Genomic DNA, 18,412 nt, shown 5'->3' with positions numbered 1-18,412 from the left:
CCGATGAAAACCCACGCACAAGCCGTTGTGATCGGAGGGGGGCTGGTCGGCTGCTCGATCCTGTATCATCTGGCCAAGCTCGGCTGGACCGATGTTGTCCTGCTGGAACGCGATGAACTGACCAGCGGGTCCACATGGCACGCGGCGGCCAATATCCACGGGCTGCACGACAACAACAACATCACCCGCATCCAGCATTATACGATGAACCTGTATAAAGAACTGGAGAAGGAAACCGGGCAGGGCTGCGGCGTTTTCCAGTCCGGCTCGCTCTATCTGGCGCAGACCGAGGACCGCGAACACCAGTTGCGTCTGCAAGAGGCCAAGGCGAAGTTCTACGGCCTGAACTTCCACGAGATTAGCCGCGAACAAGCGATGGAATTGCACCCACTGGCACAGTTCGATGACATTCGCTGCATCATGTTCGAACCTGATGGTGGCAATGTGGATCCTTCCGGCGTGACCCACGCCTACGCTGCCGGCGCCCGCGCGATGGGTGCCACGATTGAGCGTTTTTGCCCCGTATTAGGCACTGAACAGCAACCCGACGGCTCGTGGATCGTGCGCACGGAGAAAGGGGACATCCACACACAGTGGGTGGTCAATGCAGGCGGTCTCTGGGGGCGCGAAGTTGCGGCGCTGGCCGGGATCGAGTTGCCTTTGCAACCGACCGAGCATCAGTATTTCGTCACCGAAGCAATTGATGAGGTCGCAGCCTTGGGCCGCCGCCTGCCATCCATCGCCGACAGGGATGGTGAGTATTATTTCCGGCAGGAAGGCAACGGGTTGCTGATCGGTGCCTACGAGAAAGACATGAAGTTCTGGGCCGAAAACGGAACGCCGCTGGATTTTGCCCATGATTTGTTCCCCGACGATCTGGACCGGATCATGGAAAACGTCATTCGTGCCACCGAACGTGTGCCAGTCGCCGCGACCGCAGGTGTGAAACGGGTGATCAATGGCCCGATGATCTGGTCGCCGGATTCGAATGCGATCTGGGGGCCGGTGCCCGAGTTGCAGAACTATTTCTGCTGCACCGGGATCATCCCCGGATTTTCGCAATCGGGCGGTCTTGGCCTGCTGTCAGCGCAGTGGATGATCGAGGGCGAGCCGCAATACGATATGTTCGCGTGGGATCTGGCGCGATTTGGCGACTGGGCCGACAAGAAATTCACCAAGGCGCGGGTCCAAGACGCTTATACGCACCGTTTCGCCATCCATTTCCCGAATGAAGAACGCAGCGCGGGTCGCCCCGCCCGTGTGCGCCCGGCCTATCATATGCAAAAGGACATGGGCTGTGTCTTTGGTCTGAACTGCGGTTGGGAACATCCGCTTTGGTTTGCCGACCAACCCGGTGTGACCGACACCAACGGTTTCACCCGACAGAACTGGTGGGAACCTGTGGGCCGCGAGGCGCAGATGTTGCGTGACCATGTGGGTGTGATCGACATCTCGAACTTCGCCAACTACGTCGTCAAAGGACCCGGCGCGTATGATTGGTTGGAGCGTCTGGTCGCCAACCGGGTGCCGACCGAAATCGGGCGGTCCTGTCTGACCCCCATGATCTCGGTGCGCGGCGGAGTTGCGGGTGATTTCACCATCACCAAAACCGACGAGGGCGCGTTCATGATGATCGGCTCGGGCATGGCAGAACGCTATCACCAACGGTTCTTCAACATGGTCGACCTGCCCCAACGTACGACGTTCGAAGTCGCAACGAACCGCATTGCGGGCTTTAACGTGGCAGGGCCAAAGTCGCGTGACCTGTTACAGCGCCTCACGAATGCGGACCTGTCAAACGAAGGGTTCCGTTTTATACGGTCCCGCCGGATCGAGGTTGCGGGTGTGCCCTGTCTGGCCATCCGTGTCAGCTTTACCGGTGACCTGGGGTGGGAGCTTCATTGCGCCGAAGAAGATCAAATCAGGCTCTACACAGCGCTATTAGGGGCTGCGAAGGACTTGGGGGGTGGTCCGGTTGGTGGCCGCGCGTTGGGGTCATTGCGGATTGAAAAGGGATACGGTTCCTGGGGGCGGGAGTATTCTCAGGAATATTGGCCGCAAGAAGTTGGGCTGGCTGGGCTGATCAAGCTGGACAAGGACTTTTTGCACAAGGACGCGTATGTGGCTGTCAAAGACAATACCCCGCGTGAGGTTCTGTCGATGTTTGAAGTGGAGGCAACCCATGCCGATGCATCCGGCGGTGAGCCAATATTTACCCCGGATGGAACGCCGGTTGGTCGGGTGACCTCTGGCGCATTCGGCTACAGTGTAGGGAAGTCTCTGGCGATCGGTTATGCCAACCCCAAGGTCGCGCAGCCCGGAGATACGGTGAGTATTTTCATCCTAGGCAAACCGCACAAAGCCACGCTTTTGGCTGAGCCGCCATTTGATCCGTCAGGTCTGCGTCTTCGGGACATAAGGCAACCTGTGGCGGAACCGGTAAAATGACGGGGACGTTCGATCAGGTCGCGGATTTTGCACTGCGCCGGACTGCGGATCAGATGCCGCAAAGCGCGATGGACGCAGCCTCGCTGATGATGCTGAACACGATGGGTATCCTGATCGCCTCTGGTCCGATGGAGGCGGGGGTGATCGCTCGTGAAACAGCGTCAGTGCTGTTTGCCAGCACGCAGGAGGATTTTAGCGCGCGTATGATGTTCGATGGGCGGCGGGTCAGCATGGCAGGGGCTGCCTATGCCATGGCGACCCAAACCGACAATCTGGACGGGCATGACGGGTACAACCCGACCAAGGGGCATATCGGCGTTGTCGTCTTGCCCACGCTTGTCGCCCTCGCCGAGCATTGCCCCGACCTGAGCGGACCCGAGGCGCTGGCTGCCGTGATCACCGGGTATGAGGTTGCCGGGCGCGCCGGGTTGTCGCTGCACGCCTCGGTCGACGATTATCATACATCGGGCGCGTGGAACGCGCTGGGTGTGGCGGCAATGGCCTCGCGCTTGCGGGGGCATACACGGGAACAATTGCGACAGGCCATGGGGATCGCCGAGTATCACGGCCCGCGCAGTCAGATGATGCGGGAAATTGCGAATCCAACGATGCTGCACGACGGCTCTGGCTGGGGGGCGCTGGTTGGACTGTCCGCTGCTGTTCTGGCCGAAAAGGGATTTACCGGCGCCCCGGCCATCACGATCGAAGCCCAGTCTGCGGCATCTCATTGGGCTGATCTGGGTCAGTTCTGGCAGGTCGAACACCAATATGTAAAACCTTATCCGATCTGCCGCTGGGCGCACGCGGCAATTGATGCGGTTCGCGCGGTCATGGTGTCGAATGATCTGACGCACGAACAAATTCTATCCATCCAGATCAACAGTTTTGATGAGGCTGTGTGCCTGTTTGGGGGAATGCCGGAAACGACGTCACAGGCGCAGTATTCCCTGCCCTTTGCCGTTGCGGTTCAGGCAATTTACGGACGGATCGGGGTCGAACATATTTCAGGGGATGGCCTGGTGGACCCGTCTGTTGCCGAGTTCATGACGCGCATCCATACCTCTCAGTCAAAGCGCCACGCTGAGCGATTTCCGAAAGGCAGATGGGCGGATGTCAGCATCCGGACCACAGATGGGCGAAAATTGGATTCGGGCGATGTGCACGCACGCGGCGGTCCCGAAGTACCCTTTGAACGCGAAGACGTAATTGCCAAATACACAGAATTTGCCGCGCCTGTGGTGGGTGAGCGAAGGGCGAATGCCATCCGAACTACCATTTTAGGATGGTGTGAACCGACAAGCCGCTATTCTGATTTGGCACAACTAATCTTTGACCCGGTTACTCGATAATTGATCGAAAAAGGCTCTAACAAAGAGAATTTTTCAATTCCTCCAAGGTCATTCAGCCACTTTCGACAGGAGCGCAACAATCTCCCGTCGGGTAATGGCACTGTGCTGCAAGAGTTCCCTGGCATCGGCCAAGGGCCTGTCCGGGCTGCGGGTCAACGGTTGCGAAAGGAACTGAGTGGATTGGCTGACTTGGCTATACCGATCGTCAAGTTTAGTTTCCACTTCGTCATTGAGATCGGCCAGCCAGAAAAATCTGTTAGCCGCTTCGTGCTGATCCGAAGCCCTTAACACGTTGGCCGTGGCAGCGAAGTCGCCGGTCGCCTGCAACACCTGTGCCCTAAGATCAACAGCATCCGTAGACGGGGTTTTAGCCAGTTCAAGCAGCGCCTGATGCGGTCGGTTACTCTGCAAGGCAGATTGTGCCCGAATACGCGCGCGATCCGATTTTTGCGTCTTGTCTTGAATTCGACTTGCCATGGAATGGGCCGGGCCCGCAAAACCAAGCGATGCCAATCGGGTTGCAACAGCGACGGCGGTTTCTGTCGACAGGGCGTGGGCGTTTCTTTTCGACATTATCAGCGTGCGGCGCAAAAAAGTCGTGTCATCTGCACGTTCCACCAGCATTTGCGTGACCCGGTTCAATGCCACCTCATCCTCCGTGTCCTTGGGGATTTCCCCCAGAAGGTTCAGCGCCTGATCAAATTCATGATTCAGACTTAGTGCAACTGCATGGGTGCGCTGGGTCGTGGGCTGAAGCTCTGAACCTCGGAATTCAACAGCGTAAGAGGCGGCCAATTCGACTTCTTTCGCAGAAACAGAGCCTCTGTCGAGCCACCGTTTCTCGACAAGTCGTGCAAGGGCCAGCGGAGCCTCTACCGTTGTGTCCGAAGAAGAGAGGACGTCCCTCAGAAGTGTTTCGGCGCGCTCTCCATCGCCCTCCACCGTTGCGACGGTCGCCTTGGCCTGCGACGCGCTTGCCGTGGAATAGTCCGAGACCCGGTCAACCGTCCGCAATACGCGCCGGGCGGCCTCCACTTCCTTACCTTCAGTCAAAATCTCGGCCAAGGCAGGGCCTACCTGACGCCGTAGATGTTTTGGCAAGCGCTGGAAGGTCTGTTCCACCGTCTTCAACCGAACATCATCCGATAGATTCCCTTCGGTCAGCACCCCCCACAATGCCGCGTCGCTGTCGCACCCCTGCTGGCCTTTGAACGGGTTTGACCCTGAAACCTGGCCGTCATCAAGGTACTGCGCGATCGCGTTGATGCGTTCTGATTCAGGCGAATTCCGGCCCAACAAGCCCAATGCCTGAATCGCTTCTGCGCCAAACCCATGGGACGCGTATAGCTTTGCCAATTCCAATACTTTCGTTTCATCGAGGGTATCGAATTCCTGATACACTGCTGACCGGAGCGCTGACACCAGTTCGGGAAACGGGTTCGTTCCGCCCCATGTCCCAAAGCTTAGGTCTGCGCTGGACAGGCACTGAGGCTGGCGTTCATTCGGGATAATGCCTGCATCCAGAAATTCATCCAATTCATCCAAAACCGAAGTCACGGTGATATTTGCGTCCAGATCCATCGGTGCAAGCGCAGGCTCTTGCGCGATGGATGCTCTGGGCCCAACCGGAGCAATCTTGAGATCGACGAGTTCGCGATCGGCACCCTGTAGCAACCGGGCCGATAACTGGCTTTCAAACTGTTGCGCATTCAAGCTCAATAGTGGCAGCGACAACGCCTCCGGCAGTTGTGTTTGCTTCAGCGGGTTTTGCGCCGGGATAGCTTTGGGCAGCAGCGGGGATGGGATGTCACCGCTGATTTCCGGGAGCAATGCCGCCGGAGCAATATCCACCACGATCATTGTCTTGTTGTGCAAAAACGAAGACGCGACACAGTCGCAACCGAATTGCATCTCCAGCGCTCCTCCCGGAGTGCTCTGTGAAATCGCCGCCAGACGATTTTGCGTCAACCGGCGAAAGACCGAGCGGGTATCGAATTTCACGCCATCCAACGCAACGCTCAGGCGTGCGCCATTCTTGGTCTGCGCAAGGGTCCAGCCCGTGTTCGTGGGCACTTGTACCACCAGCCGCGTGTAACCTTCGTGTTCACCTGACCGAACCGGAACATCCTGCGCGACAGCCGCACAAGCAATTGCCATCAGGGCCACGGCAAGTATTGCTGCTCTGATCATGCCGCCGCCTGCTTGAGCTCTTTCAGCGCGTCTTCAAGCTCGGAGAAACCCGGCCGGTTGTGGGTGGGCGTGTTCTGACGCCCAACCTCGATACACATTGCAGGATTGTGGTTGTGCAAGTTGGCGACCAGCACTTCCCTGATCAGCTGGTAGAAATGGTTGTCCTCTTCAACCACGGCTTTCAGCTTGCCGGCGAAGGGTCCGACCAGACCATATGCCAGGAAAACACCAAGAAATGTCCCAACAAGGGCGCCGCCAATCAGCTTTCCCAGAACTTCGGGTGGCTGGTCGATGGACCCCATTGTCTTGATCACACCCAAAACGGCGGCGACAATCCCCAGTGCGGGCAGGCCGTCAGCGACCGTTTGAAGGGCGTGGCTGGAATGCATGGCATGATGAAAATTCGCCTCCATCCGCTTTTCCAGCACTTCTTCGACTTGATGCGGATCGTCATAGTTCATCGACGCAGAGCGCATCGTGTCGCAAATCAGATCAACGGCTTCTTTGTCTGACTGAATTTTTGGATAGGCCGAAAACAAAGATGAATTTTCGGGGTCCTCTATATGCTGCTCCACCTCGACCGGATTGGCCTTTGCAATTCGGATCAGGGAAAACAACAGGCACAAGAGATCGCGATAGTCTTCCGGCTTCCATTTCGGGCCCCTGAACACTTTGCCGATGTCCTTGGCGGTGTGTTTCACAGCGCTCATGTCGTTGCTGATCAGAAAAGCACCGACAGCCGCCCCCCCGATCATCATCATTTCAAACGGCAGCGATTTCAAAATAATTGCCATCTTGCCACCAGCAGCCAGATAGCCACCGAATACCATGACGAAAATGACGACAATTCCGATTAGTCCGATCATGTGTGATCTCCAGCAGAGTCAAAGGCGGGTAGTAAGCTTCAGGTCATTCCTGCGGGGCGGAGGCGTTTCGACCGGCCATGATGACACTGATCGTATAAGCCGCCTCGGGGCTGAGCCCGGCCAGAACGCCCGCTGCCGCATCGGATGGCATGCGCGACAGGAAACCCGCCGCAAACTTCGGGTCCATCGTTTCAAACAAGGCTGCGGCGTCTTTCGGCTTCATGCTTTGATAAACGTCAGTCAGGCGTGTCAGGTCGGTTTCGGCGGCTTTTTCGGCATAGGCCAGCGTTTCGCGCAGGTTTTCTTCGGCCTCCTGCAAGGCGACCAACCTGTTCTCAATAGCCTGATCCGCAATGCCCAGAGCCTTTTCCTTTACCAGCAACGCCGCCTCACGGTCTTTCAACGCTTCTTCGCGGCGCAACAGCGCGGTCAGAAGTTCCTGTGCCCCGGGCTGGTCTACCTGAGTTTTATTGGACTCGAATGCCGCTGGTTCGGTCGTTTTGGCGAGGGCAGGTCCGGCTTCAAGTCCTACTCGAATCGCGGCCGATCCGACCATCAAAGCAGATATCACTGCAAGAACACCGCCTTTGGGGCGATTGGCAGGTTTGCGCTTCATCCTGTGACCTCGCCCCGACTACGACCATGCCGCATGAACATCAGGCCAACCGGTCGTTTGGCGGGGCTGTCTTGCTCTGGTTTCTGTACGTCATCCATTTCATCGTCTGAGGCCTCAGCACTCGGAGCCACTTCTGGTGCAGTCTCTGTCTCTGGGGCCTCTGGCGCAGTTTCGGCTTCTGTTTTGGTGGGGGTCTCGGGTTTAGGTTCTTCCGAGATGACGTCGTGCATCGACGCCATCATCAATTCCAACTGCTGCGCAACTGTTTCTGCCCTCTGTGTCAGAACCTTCAGGTCATCGCCGGATTTGTCAGACGCTGCACGTGCTGAATCCAGTGACTTCTTCAACTCATCCGCCTGCGTCGACAAGACAGCCACCGCGCCGCCGACCCCTTTTTCCAGATCGGTGAAACGCCTCAGGCGCCGGGACAGAACGAAGCAGTACAAGCCCGCACCAAGGGCCCCCGCAACAAGCAACATATCTGCGATCAGTTCCAACTTCGCCTCCTAGTTCAGTACGAATTCCATGACGAGGACATCGCGCACGCGATCTTCTCCGACGACTATTCCGATGCGTCGAAGCAGGTGCCCGCGGATACGCATCAGCGCCAGCGAATCTTCGAGGTCTGAGATTTCGACCGCGCGCAGGTATCCGTTCAGAACGTCCATGATTCGCGGTTTCATTTTTTCGACATCGCCCAGGAATTCAGAATCCACCTCAAGCTGAGCGTGAAATTTCAAATGGCGGGACGTGCCTGTATTTACCGAAACGATCACTGGCGGAAGATCGACAAAGCCAACATCGGGCAGCGCCATTCCGGGCGTATTTTCCTTTTTTTCTTTGGCCTCATGCGTGCTGGTCCTGGTCCCAATTGGCAGCACCCCCGAGGTGGTCAGATAATACCCACCTGCTGCGCCGATCATCGCCAGAATCAGGCCGATGATCAGTCCCATTTTCCCCGATTTTTTCGGGGTTTCTGCCTGTTCTGCGGTCGCGTCGGTCATGACGTCCTCATTCATCCGTTCAGCAATCGTCATAACCCGGCAGGGACTAACCGATTGTTAAGGGCAATCGTCCAAACAAGGGATGCGCTGGGCAGAATGTCGGCGAGTCGGAGGTGAGCGTGCAGCAGATCGGAACTGTCTGGGCTAATTTGGACAGGCGTAAACAAATCATCCTTGCCGGTGCGGTTGTGCTGGTGTTTTTTGGCGTCCTTGCGATGTCGCGATTGGTGACGGCACCGTCGATGACCTTGCTCTATGCCGGGCTGGAAAGTAGCGCGGCGGGGGATATCGTCCGATCGCTGGAACAGCGTGGCGTTCACTATGAGATTCGGGGCGGCTCGATCTATGTGCCGGGGTCGCAGCGGGACGAACTGCGCATGACACTGGCGAGCGAGGGTTTGCCCGCCAACGGAACGCAGGGATACGAGCTTCTGGATTCGCTCAGCGGTTTTGGCACGACGTCGCAGATGTTCGATGCTGCTTATTGGCGCGCAAAAGAAGGTGAGCTGGCCCGGACCATCGTTGGCGGCCCGCATATCAGTCAGGCGCGTGTGCACATAGCGAATGGATCAACCAATCCGTTTCAACGCAGCATCGCGCCAACAGCGTCGGTTTACCTGGTTTCTTCGGGTGCGGATATTACAGCGGATCAGGCCAAGGCGATCCGCTTTCTTGTTGCCTCGGCCGTAAGTGGGCTTGCGTCTGAAAATGTGGCGGTAATCGATTCCAGCGGGGCCGTGATTGGCGCGCAGGATAATGCTGTTGCCTCGGACACGGCTGATGATAAGTCGCGCCAGTTGCGCGAGCGGGTCTTGCGCCTTGTCGAAGCTCGAGTCGGCGCCGGAAACGCAGTTGTTGAGGTCAGCGTTGATACGGTGACCAAAACGGAATCCATTCGCGAACGTCGGTTTGATCCCAACGGTCGGGTCGCGATCAGCACGGATGTCGAGGAGCGCTCGGACAGTGCGCGGAACCAATCGGCGGATGTAACTGTGGCGTCGAACCTGCCGGATGGCGACGGCGCGGGTGGTGATGAGTCGAACTCGAACGCGACGCAAACGCGCGAACGTGTGAACTATGAGGTTTCAGAGACAGAGCTTGAGATTCACAATGCACCGGGGGCGATCAAAAGACTGACTGTCGCCGTTCTGGTGAACGGAACTCGCGCGGTGGATGCCGCTGGGGTGGAACGCTTCGAACCGATGCCGCAGGCAGAACTAGATGCTCTTGAAGAATTGGTGGCTTCGGCGGTTGGTTTCGACGCAGAGCGTGGCGACGTGATTACACTAAAGTCCCTGAACCTCCCGGTGGTTGAACCACAGGGGACGTTGGCGTCTGCATCGATCTGGCAAAAAGTGCATTTGGACGCGATGTCGTTGATTCAGATGGTTGTTCTGGCGGTTGTCGCACTGGTCTTGGGCCTGTTCGTGATCCGCCCAATCCTAACGAAGCCGACCGAGGCGACCACGTTGTTGCCTGCGTCCCAGCCGACCGAGCCAGAGGCTGCCTTGATCGGTGAGATCGCAACTGGGGACAGCGGCAATTTCGCACCGCTTGAAGGGCAGGCGCCCGCAGGCAATGTACCGGCACTCGCCGCGGCAACCATCGCTGATCCGGTGGACCGGCTGCGGGCGATGATCGGCGACAAGCAGGAAGAGACTGTCGAAATCCTGCGCAGTTGGCTTGAGGAAGAGGAGGAGCGGGTCTGATGTCGATTGCTCACCTTCTGGAAGATTTTACCCTGCATGCCGGAACAGGAAAGGTGCACCTGCTGGATGACGACGCGCTGGAAGAAATGCGGCTGGCTGCGTTCGAAGAAGGCTATAGCGCAGGATGGGAAGACGCGCTTCAGGCGCGGGAACAGGACCGTGGCGAGGCGTCTGCAACTCTGGCTAAATCACTTGAGGATATGTCCTTCACATACCACGAAGCGATTGCACGGATGTCCACGTCGTTGGAGCCGATGTTCCAGAGTCTAATGCGAACCGTATTGCCCGAAACACTGGATCGGGGTTTTGCGGCCCGGTTGGTCGAACAGTTGACCGAATTCGCGCGTGATCACATCGGGCAGCCCATGCAGGTCTTTGTGCCCGAAGGGTGCGCGCCCGAGTTGGAGAGCATGGTGCCAGAGAGTCTGTCCTCCGCGACCCAGGTGATTGAAGACCCGGCATTGGAGCCCGGTCAAGCGCGCTTGCAGGTCGGTGTTTTCCAACGTGAGGTAGATTGCAGCGCCCTGCTTGCAACGATCTCAGGCGCATTCGACGCGTATGTTTTTGAGGCAAAAGAGGCATTGAGCAATGAGTGACGACCAAACCCCAAAACCCGAAAAATCCAGCCCGTTCGATTCGGTGCCGATCGAGGTCACGGTCTCGGTCGGGCGCGCGCGCCCCCTGATCCGGGATTTGCTGAACATGGGTGAGAATGCGGTGCTGACCTTGGACAAGCGGATCGAAGACCCTGTCGATTTGTATGTTGGCGATCACTTGGTGGCGCGCGGACTGTTGGAAGAGATGGAGGGCGATCAGGCAGGTCAGCTAGCCGTGAGGTTGACCGAGATTGCGGACTTGCAGAACGGGATCGGTTGATGCGCTTGCTGCTTTGGGTGGCCGTCGCCGCTGTATCTTTGATGCCCTCGCTGGCGGCATCGCAAGAGCTGTCGCTCTCGCTGGGAGAGGGCGGCTCGATCTCGGCGCGGACAATCCAGTTGATCCTTCTGATCACGGTGCTGAGCCTTGCGCCCGGTCTGGCGATCATGATCACGTGCTTTCCCTTTCTGATCACAGTTCTGGCCATTCTGCGGCAAGGTATCGGATTGCAGCAATCTCCGCCCAATATGCTGATCGTGAGCCTGGCCTTGTTTCTCACCTATTTCATTATGGAGCCTGTCTTTACCGAAGCCTGGACAACCGGCATTCGCCCAATGATCGATGAAACACTGGATGTGGAACCGGCGCTTGAGCGCGCCCTGCAACCTTTTCGCGGCTTTATGGCGGCGCGGCTGGATCCGGATACTTTTCATGCGATGGCCGCCTTGCGCCCCGAAGGAGAGGCGATTGCCTTGTCGCCACAAGCACCGCTTTCGATCCTGATGCCGTCCTTCATGTTGTCCGAAATCGCGCGGGCATTTCAGATCGGTTTCCTGATCTTCCTACCCTTCCTGATCATCGATCTGGTTGTTGCTGCGGTGCTGATGTCTATGGGCATGATGATGGTGCCGCCAGCGACAGTATCGCTGCCGTTCAAGTTGGCATTCTTTGTTATCGCGGATGGCTGGTCCTTGATCGCAGGTGCGTTGGTGCGCAGCTATATGACCTGACCTGTTATTGCCGGGTGATCTGCAAGCACGCGCGTAGGCCCCTGTCACCGGCCTCGAAACTCAGCGCGCCTCCGTGCTGTTCTGCAACTGTCGCGGCAATCGTCAGCCCCAGCCCGAAACCATCGGACGATCCCGTATTCGATCCACGCCGAAACGGGGTCATCAGATTTTCGATATCCGAAACGGACAGGTCGGTGCCCTTATCCTGAATTGTGATGGTTGCGGTGCGCGCATCCGTTTCCAGTTGCACCTCGGCATGGCGGCCATATTTCAGAGCGTTGTCAATCAGATTGGTCAAGGCACGTTTCAGGGAAATCGGGCGTCCCATGACCAGCATACGCCGTGTCTCGGGCAGGCTGCCTTGTCCCCGGCGGGACATGAAGACCGAAGGCGCGCCCTGCACCGCCACCGGATCGACCTTTTGCAAGGTTACCGGCAGATCCATATCCTGATAATCAGCGACGACCGCTTCGACCAAAGCGGTCAGTGAAATCTGGCGCGGCTCTTCAACGCTGAGTTCAGACCGCGTGTAGGTCAGGACGCTTTCGATCATCCCTGTCATCTGGTCCACATCCGCCTCGAGCTTTTCGCGCAGCTCGTCATCGGGGATCAGGGCGGCCCTCAGCCGGACACGGGTTGCGGGCGTTCCGAGGTCGTGACTGACTCCGGACAGAACTGTCGCACGTTTTTCCAGTTGCGCGCGTTCCGCTTCGAGATGTGCGTTTACGGCCGATACGATGTCCTGCAGTTCAGCTGGGCCGCTCGTGTCATAACTGTCAGGGCCGCCGCGCCGTTGGCGCTCTCGTAAGGCGTGGGAAAACCGGCTGAACGCGTCCGACGCGTTCCCGACCGACGTCATGATCACCGCCAGCGCGACAACGCCCAAAAGGATTGCCGGCAATCTCAGGTCGGCGGGCGCGGCCCGGCATCCCCAGATGTTCGTTCCATCCACTTGGTACCACGGCCCCCGCCCGAATTGCGCGAACACGATTGGTTCACTGCAATAAGTCGCCAGCAGTCTGGTCAGGTTGCCCATCTTTTCGGGTCCGGTCTGATCGCTGCCCGAAACGATATCGGACACCGGATAGACCAACCGGTCAGACAGGACGGCCAGCGTCAGTTCCCGCCCACTCAGTGGGGATGAACTGCCGGTCAGGATCGACAGGTTGGTTACATAGCGGCGGTTCGAGAAACCCGGAATGCGATTGAATTCACCTCTCTCTGCAAGCGCCGCGTTTTCGGGCGACAGGGGCGTGATTGAATACTCTGGGGATGAAACCTTTCCGGTGCGCAGGTCCTCATAGATCGTAAACCCAGCAACAAAAGAGCGGGTCAGGAATTGAGTCCAGGCGCGGGATGACGCGAACCACAGGCTTGCGCAGAGCACTCCGACGGCAAACGCCGATACCGCCCAGATCCAGCCGAGGTTGCGCAGGCGCAACGTCATTCTTCCTGTACCGAAACGTCTGCGGCGAATACGTATCCAACGCCGCGCTCAGTGCGAAGCATCTGTGGGTCCTTCGGATTGGCTTCGATCTTTGACCGCAAGCGACCAACCAGCATGTCGATGGCCCGTCCTTGCGCCTCTGGCTTGTCTGAATCGCCGGTTACGTCCAGCGCGGTAACGATTTCGTCGCGCTTCAGTGGTATATGCGGATTGGCCAGCAAAACCTTCAGCAGCGCCGTTTCACGTTGGGACAGCGCAACCAAATATCCCTCGGGCGAATGTACTTCATCCCGTTTACCGTCATAGAGCCACCCGTCGAACCGGAAACTTCGGGTTCGGCGGCGATAGGCTAAAGAAGGCGTCCGGCGCGCCCGTTGCATAACTGCGCGCACGCGGGCCAGCAGGAGTTGAGGATTGAACGGCTTGGCGATGTAGTCATCGGCCCCAACCTCGTACCCCGCCATTCGTTGGTGATCTGCCGACAAAGCGGATACCAGAATGATCGGCACGTCCTGTTCGGCGCGCAGCCGGGAACAGATTTCAACGCCGTTCTCATCGCCCAGCATGACGTCCAGCAGAATAAGGTCGATGCGGCCCGCGTTCAGATGCGCGCGAATTTCAGCCTCGGAACTGGCGGGAAGGGCGATAAAGCCGTTTTGCTGCAGGAACTGGGTCATCATTGACCGCATGTCCGGGTCGTCATCGACCACCAACAGCCGCGGAATGCTCACTGTATTCGTCCTCCCGTGCTCTGCCTCCTGGCGTCATCAATTGTAACGAACGGAAACAGATTCAATGTCAACGTAACACGCTGTAACAGAAGCGGTGAATATTTGGACCATCGCAGCTGTTTGACGCGGATTTCACGTTGCCAGAGGGCACCCGAACACCAGTATGGCCGTTATCGCTGCTGCGGCAGCCAGTGAGTTCTCAGGGAGGAGACAGAAAATGAAGCGTTTTGCATTTGCCACTGTATCGACGATGGCGGTTGTGGCCGGATCGTCGGTGCTGGCGGGCCCCGAGGCCGAAGTTCTGCATTGGTGGACATCGGGTGGTGAGGCCAAGTCGGTGGCTGTTCTGCAGGAAGAATTCGCCTCGAACGGCGGCACCTGGACCGACATGCCGGTCGCTGGTGGCGGCGGTGATGCTGCAATGACAGCCCTGCGTGCCCGTGTTCTGGCCGGGAACGCGCCAACGGCTGTTCAGCTAAAGGGCCCGGCGATTCAGGAATGGTATGAAGAAGGCGTTCTGGCCGATATTTCATCCGTTGCCGAAGCCGAAGGCTGGGCCGATGTTCTGCCCGCCTCGATCGCGGGTCATATGATGTGCGAAGGCACATGGTGTGCCGCGCCTGTGAACGTTCACCGCGTGGACTGGATCTGGGCCAATGCGGACGTTCTGGCCGCCAATGGCATCGAGATGCCGACCACGTGGGACGAGTTCAACGCGGCTGCAGTCAAGCTGATGGATGCGGGGGTAATCCCGCTGGCTCATGGTGGTCAGTCCTGGCAGGACGCGACCGTGTTTGAGGCTGTTCTGCTGGGCATCGGCGGACCGGAGTTCTATCAAAAAGCGCTGGTTGATCTGGACCCCGAGGCGCTGACCTCGGACACAATGGTGCAGGTGTTTGACCAGATGCGGACCCTGCGTGGTTACGTGGACGAAAATTTCTCGGGCCGTGACTGGAACCTGGCGACGGCCATGGTGATGAACGGCGAAGCGGCCTTTCAGATCATGGGAGACTGGGCCAAAGGTGAGTTTCTGGCGGCTGGCAAAAAACCGGGTGAGGACTTCCTGTGCGCGTCGACGCCCGGTGACGGCTACCTGTACAATGTAGACAGTTTCGCCATGTTCGACGTCGACGGAGATGACAAGAAAGCGGGTCAGGATCTGCTGGCCAAGCTGATCGTCGCGCCGAACTTTCAGAAAGTGTTCAACTTGAACAAAGGTTCGATCCCGGCACGGACCGACGTGGCGCTGGATGACTTTGACATCTGCGCAAACCTGTCGGCCGAAGACATGGGCTCGACCTCGGCCAGCGGTTCACTGCTGCCGTCCTATGCGCATGGCATGGCATTGCGTGGGTCGCAGTCTGGTGCGATTACCGATGTTGTAACCGCGCATTTCAACTCGGAAATGTCCTCGGCTGACGCGGTTCAGCAACTGGCGGACGCAGTGGCAAACAGCTACTGATCCAATACGCTCTGCCCCTTATACTGACGGGGCAGAGCATCTTTCCCCGGAGGAAAAAATGTCCGAATGGCTGGAAAACCACCTGCCCAAGGTGGTGCTGGCACCGTCGTTCATTGCCGTATTGATTTTTGTCTACGGCTTTATCGGATGGACGGCTTGGGTGTCGCTAACCCGATCGAAATTGCTGCCGAAATACGAAATCAAGGGCTTCATCCAGTATGAACGCCTGTTCGACTCGCCCCGCTGGGATACGGCAATCAACAACCTGTATATCTTTGGCGCGCTGTTCATCGTGATCGCGATGGTGTTGGGCCTGTTGCTGGCGATCCTGCTGGATCAGAAGATCCGCGTCGAAGGGGCGATCCGCACGATCTACCTCTATCCGATGGCACTGTCGATGATCGTGACCGGTACGGCGTGGAAGTGGATTTTGAATCCGGGGTTGGGCATCGAATCCATGGTGCAGGGCTGGGGGTTCACAAACTTCGAGTTCGACTGGCTAGTGAACCCCGACTACGCCATCTACACCATCGTCATGGCTGCGATCTGGCAGAGCTCGGGCTTCGTCATGGCGCTGTTTCTGGCCGGGTTACGGTCCGTGGATGGTGAGATCATCAAGGCCGCGCAGGTCGATGGTATCCCCACATGGCGCATTTATACGGCGATCATCATCCCCTCGATGGCCCCGATTTTCCTGTCGGCCTTCATCGTGCTGGCCCACCTTGCGATCAAAAGCTTTGACCTTGTCATCGCCTTGACAGGTGGTGGTCCGGGTTACGCGACCGATCTGCCGGCAACCTACATGTACGCCATGGCGTTTTCGCGCGGTGATATCGGTCAGGCGGCCTCGTCCGCGATGATCATGATGTTGGTCGTCTTTGCCATCGTCGTTCCCTATCTTTACTCAGAGCTGAGGGCGAAAAATGACTGATCTGTCGATGCCCCAATCCCAAACCGAACCCCGTAGCCAAAGTGCCGCTGGCAAGATTGCCCTGCGTTGGCTGCTCTATGTCCTGCTGGGCCTGTTTGCGCTGTATTACCTGATGCCGCTTTTTGTGATGTTGACCACATCTCTAAAAAGCCTTGAGGAAATCCGCACAGGGTCCCTGATTTCCTTGCCGCGCGAGGTCAGCTTTGACGCCTGGAAAACGGCATGGTCCGGTGCCTGTACAGGTATTCAGTGCGAGGGCTTGCGGCCTTATTTCTGGAACTCGGTCCTGATCGCGGTGCCTGCGGTGGCGATTTCGACCCTTCTGGGCGCGCTAAACGGCTATGTCGTCGCTCAGTGGCGGTTCAAAGGCGCGAACATCATCTTCTCGCTGATGTTGTTTGGCTGCTTCATCCCGTTTCAGGTGGTTTTGCTGCCGATGGCGCGTCTGCTTGGTATGATGGGGATCGCCGGGACCATTCCGGGCCTGATCTTTGTCCATGTGATCTACGGGCTGGGCTTCACCACGCTGTTTTTCCGCAACTACTATGTCACCATCCCGTCCGAGCTGACCAAGGCCGCGCGCGTGGATGGGGCCGGGTTTCTGCGGATTTTCTGGTCAATCTTCCTGCCGTTGTCGCTGCCGATCATCGTTGTGACCGTGATCTGGCAGTTCACGCAGATCTGGAACGACTTCCTGTTCGGCGTGTCCTTCAGTCAGGCGGGTACGCAGCCCGTGACCGTGGCGCTGAATAACATCGTAAACTCCACCACCGGCGTCAAAGAATACAACGTCGACATGGCCGCCGCGATCATCGCGGGGCTGCCGACGCTGCTCGTCTATGTCGTTGCCGGTAAGTATTTCATCCGCGGTCTGACCGCCGGTTCTGTGAAGGGATAAATCATGGCTCCGATCCTCGATATCCAAAACCTATATAAAAATTACGGCGCGACCGAGATTCTAAAGGACATCAACATCTCGATCGAGCCGGGTGATTTCCTGGTTCTGGTCGGCCCCTCGGGGTGCGGCAAGTCCACCCTGCTGAACTGTATCGCAGGGCTGGAGGAAATCACCGGCGGCACCTTGTCCATTGGTGGCAATGACATGACCCATGTCAGTCCCAAGGACCGCGACATCGCGATGGTGTTCCAGTCGTATGCGCTTTACCCGACCATGACTGTCGCCAAGAACATCACGTTCGGTATGAAAGTGCGCGGGGTCGATCAGGCGACGCAGGATGCCAAGTTGAAAGAGGTCGCTCAGCTTTTGCAGATCGAACCTCTGCTCAATCGCCGCCCCAGCCAGTTGTCGGGTGGTCAGCGTCAGCGTGTGGCCATGGGTCGGGCGCTGGTGCGCGATCCCAAGCTGTTCCTGTTTGATGAACCGCTGTCCAACCTAGATGCCAAGCTGCGGGTGGAGATGCGGACCGAGATCAAGAAACTGCATCAGACGCTGGATGCGTCGATCGTTTACGTGACCCATGACCAGATTGAGGCGATGACGCTGGCAACCAAGATCGTCGTGCTGAAAGGCGGCGTGGTGCAGCAGATCGGCACCCCGGCCGAAATCTATAATAATCCCGCCAACCTGTTTGTGGCGGATTTCATGGGCTCACCCGCGATGAACCTGATCCCTGCGCAGGCGCGTAAGAATGGCTCGGGCACTCAAATCGCTATCGCGCGCGACGGCGGTGAACTGGTGTTGGACGATGCACGTGATTTGTCGCTGCCGCAGGATGTGATTCTAGGCCTGCGCCCGGAAGACATCGCCGAGGCTGGGTTCCGCGCAGGTGACGGGGTGCAAGAGGCCGAGTGTCTGGTCGATATGGTCGAACCGGCGGGGGCCGATACCTATGTGGTCTCGGAGTTGGGCGGCAAGCAGGTCACGGCGCGTCTGCACGCGGAAACCCGTGCGCAGGCTGGCAAGAAGCTGAACCTTGCCTTTGACATGAGCAAGGTGTCCTATTTTGCCAAGGAAACCGGCGAACGGTTGAATTAAAACAAAAGCGCCGCGCGATCAGGGATCGGGCGGCGCCATTCTGAGCGTGAGGCGGA

At 58.0% G+C, this 18,412-nt stretch carries 17 protein-coding genes; 10 read left to right on the top strand and 7 right to left on the bottom strand.

Annotation, left to right across the window (positions count from 1 at the left end; all coding sequences use genetic code 11):
* Window positions 1-3 precede the first annotated feature (3 nt).
* Window positions 4-2,448: an FAD-dependent oxidoreductase gene (locus RUESEDTHA_RS05975; RefSeq protein ID WP_180885255.1), complete on the top strand. Its 2,445-nt coding sequence runs from the start codon at window positions 4-6 to the stop codon at window positions 2,446-2,448.
* Window positions 2,445-3,797 carry an MmgE/PrpD family protein gene (locus tag RUESEDTHA_RS05970; protein ID WP_180885253.1) on the top strand — a complete coding sequence of 451 codons (1,353 nt, stop codon included), beginning with the start codon at window positions 2,445-2,447 and terminating at the stop codon, window positions 3,795-3,797. The genes RUESEDTHA_RS05975 and RUESEDTHA_RS05970 overlap by 4 nt, the downstream gene beginning before the upstream one ends.
* A 48-nt stretch (window positions 3,798-3,845) precedes the next feature.
* Here the strand turns inward: RUESEDTHA_RS05970 and RUESEDTHA_RS05965 are convergent, their stop codons facing one another.
* Genes RUESEDTHA_RS05965 through fliL form a run of 5 tightly spaced genes read right to left on the bottom strand, consistent with a single transcriptional unit; the run spans window position 3,846 to window position 8,473 of the window.
* Window positions 3,846-5,987 (bottom strand): hypothetical protein, encoded by a 2,142-nt coding sequence (locus RUESEDTHA_RS05965; RefSeq protein WP_180885251.1) that lies wholly within the window; start codon window positions 5,985-5,987, stop codon window positions 3,846-3,848.
* A complete protein-coding gene (gene motA / locus RUESEDTHA_RS05960; protein ID WP_180885249.1) occupies window positions 5,984-6,853 on the bottom strand; it encodes a flagellar motor stator protein MotA in 870 nt (289 codons plus the stop codon). Before motA ends, RUESEDTHA_RS05965 begins: the two co-directional genes overlap by 4 nt.
* A 43-nt stretch (window positions 6,854-6,896) precedes the next feature.
* Window positions 6,897-7,469, bottom strand: coding sequence for a MotE family protein (locus RUESEDTHA_RS05955; protein WP_180885247.1), 573 nt, complete (start codon window positions 7,467-7,469; stop codon window positions 6,897-6,899).
* Window positions 7,466-7,966, bottom strand: coding sequence for a hypothetical protein (locus tag RUESEDTHA_RS05950; protein WP_180885245.1), 501 nt, complete (start codon window positions 7,964-7,966; stop codon window positions 7,466-7,468). Before RUESEDTHA_RS05950 ends, RUESEDTHA_RS05955 begins: the two co-directional genes overlap by 4 nt.
* A 9-nt stretch (window positions 7,967-7,975) precedes the next feature.
* Window positions 7,976-8,473, bottom strand: a complete 498-nt coding sequence (fliL, locus tag RUESEDTHA_RS05945; protein WP_255431631.1) for a flagellar basal body-associated protein FliL — start codon at window positions 8,471-8,473, stop codon at window positions 7,976-7,978.
* 119 nt (window positions 8,474-8,592) lie between these two features.
* Between fliL and fliF the strand changes: the two genes are divergently transcribed.
* From fliF to fliP, 4 genes are read left to right on the top strand one after another with little or no spacing between them, the layout of a single operon-like run.
* Window positions 8,593-10,182 (top strand): flagellar basal-body MS-ring/collar protein FliF, encoded by a 1,590-nt coding sequence (fliF, locus tag RUESEDTHA_RS05940; protein ID WP_180885241.1) that lies wholly within the window; start codon window positions 8,593-8,595, stop codon window positions 10,180-10,182.
* Window positions 10,182-10,778 (top strand): ABC transporter ATP-binding protein, encoded by a 597-nt coding sequence (locus tag RUESEDTHA_RS05935; RefSeq protein ID WP_180885240.1) that lies wholly within the window; start codon window positions 10,182-10,184, stop codon window positions 10,776-10,778. Before fliF ends, RUESEDTHA_RS05935 begins: the two co-directional genes overlap by 1 nt.
* Window positions 10,771-11,058: a FliM/FliN family flagellar motor C-terminal domain-containing protein gene (locus tag RUESEDTHA_RS05930; protein ID WP_180885238.1), complete on the top strand. Its 288-nt coding sequence runs from the start codon at window positions 10,771-10,773 to the stop codon at window positions 11,056-11,058. The genes RUESEDTHA_RS05935 and RUESEDTHA_RS05930 overlap by 8 nt, the downstream gene beginning before the upstream one ends.
* Entirely contained in the window at window positions 11,058-11,789 is a 732-nt protein-coding gene (gene fliP / locus RUESEDTHA_RS05925; protein ID WP_180885236.1) for a flagellar type III secretion system pore protein FliP, read from the top strand. Before RUESEDTHA_RS05930 ends, fliP begins: the two co-directional genes overlap by 1 nt.
* Window positions 11,790-11,793: 4 nt before the next feature.
* Here fliP and RUESEDTHA_RS05920 read toward each other — a convergent pair whose 3' ends face one another.
* Together RUESEDTHA_RS05920 and RUESEDTHA_RS05915 are read right to left on the bottom strand one after the other, a co-directional pair.
* Complete coding sequence (locus RUESEDTHA_RS05920) at window positions 11,794-13,236, bottom strand: HAMP domain-containing sensor histidine kinase (RefSeq protein ID WP_180885234.1); 1,443 nt, start codon at window positions 13,234-13,236, stop codon at window positions 11,794-11,796.
* Window positions 13,233-13,967: a response regulator transcription factor gene (locus tag RUESEDTHA_RS05915; RefSeq protein ID WP_171123016.1), complete on the bottom strand. Its 735-nt coding sequence runs from the start codon at window positions 13,965-13,967 to the stop codon at window positions 13,233-13,235. The genes RUESEDTHA_RS05920 and RUESEDTHA_RS05915 overlap by 4 nt, the downstream gene beginning before the upstream one ends.
* Before the next feature lie 217 nt (window positions 13,968-14,184).
* Between RUESEDTHA_RS05915 and RUESEDTHA_RS05910 the strand changes: the two genes are divergently transcribed.
* From RUESEDTHA_RS05910 to RUESEDTHA_RS05895, 4 genes are read left to right on the top strand one after another with little or no spacing between them, the layout of a single operon-like run.
* Window positions 14,185-15,429 (top strand): ABC transporter substrate-binding protein, encoded by a 1,245-nt coding sequence (locus RUESEDTHA_RS05910; RefSeq protein ID WP_180885232.1) that lies wholly within the window; start codon window positions 14,185-14,187, stop codon window positions 15,427-15,429.
* A 58-nt stretch (window positions 15,430-15,487) separates the two neighbouring features.
* Window positions 15,488-16,360: a carbohydrate ABC transporter permease gene (locus tag RUESEDTHA_RS05905; protein ID WP_170387762.1), complete on the top strand. Its 873-nt coding sequence runs from the start codon at window positions 15,488-15,490 to the stop codon at window positions 16,358-16,360.
* The gene (locus RUESEDTHA_RS05900) at window positions 16,353-17,258 is read left to right on the top strand and encodes a carbohydrate ABC transporter permease (protein ID WP_180885230.1); all 906 of its coding nucleotides are present in this window, start codon (window positions 16,353-16,355) and stop codon (window positions 17,256-17,258) included. The genes RUESEDTHA_RS05905 and RUESEDTHA_RS05900 overlap by 8 nt, the downstream gene beginning before the upstream one ends.
* Window positions 17,259-17,261: 3 nt before the next feature.
* Window positions 17,262-18,356: an ABC transporter ATP-binding protein gene (locus RUESEDTHA_RS05895; protein ID WP_180885228.1), complete on the top strand. Its 1,095-nt coding sequence runs from the start codon at window positions 17,262-17,264 to the stop codon at window positions 18,354-18,356.
* The last annotated feature ends 56 nt before the right edge of the window (window positions 18,357-18,412 follow it).

Origin of the sequence: Ruegeria sp. THAF57, from assembly GCF_903914075.1 — a bacterium.
Classification (GTDB): Bacteria; Pseudomonadota; Alphaproteobacteria; order Rhodobacterales; family Rhodobacteraceae; genus Ruegeria.
Note: the sequence above shows the minus strand (reverse complement) of the source record. Positions and strands in the feature narration are given on the sequence as shown.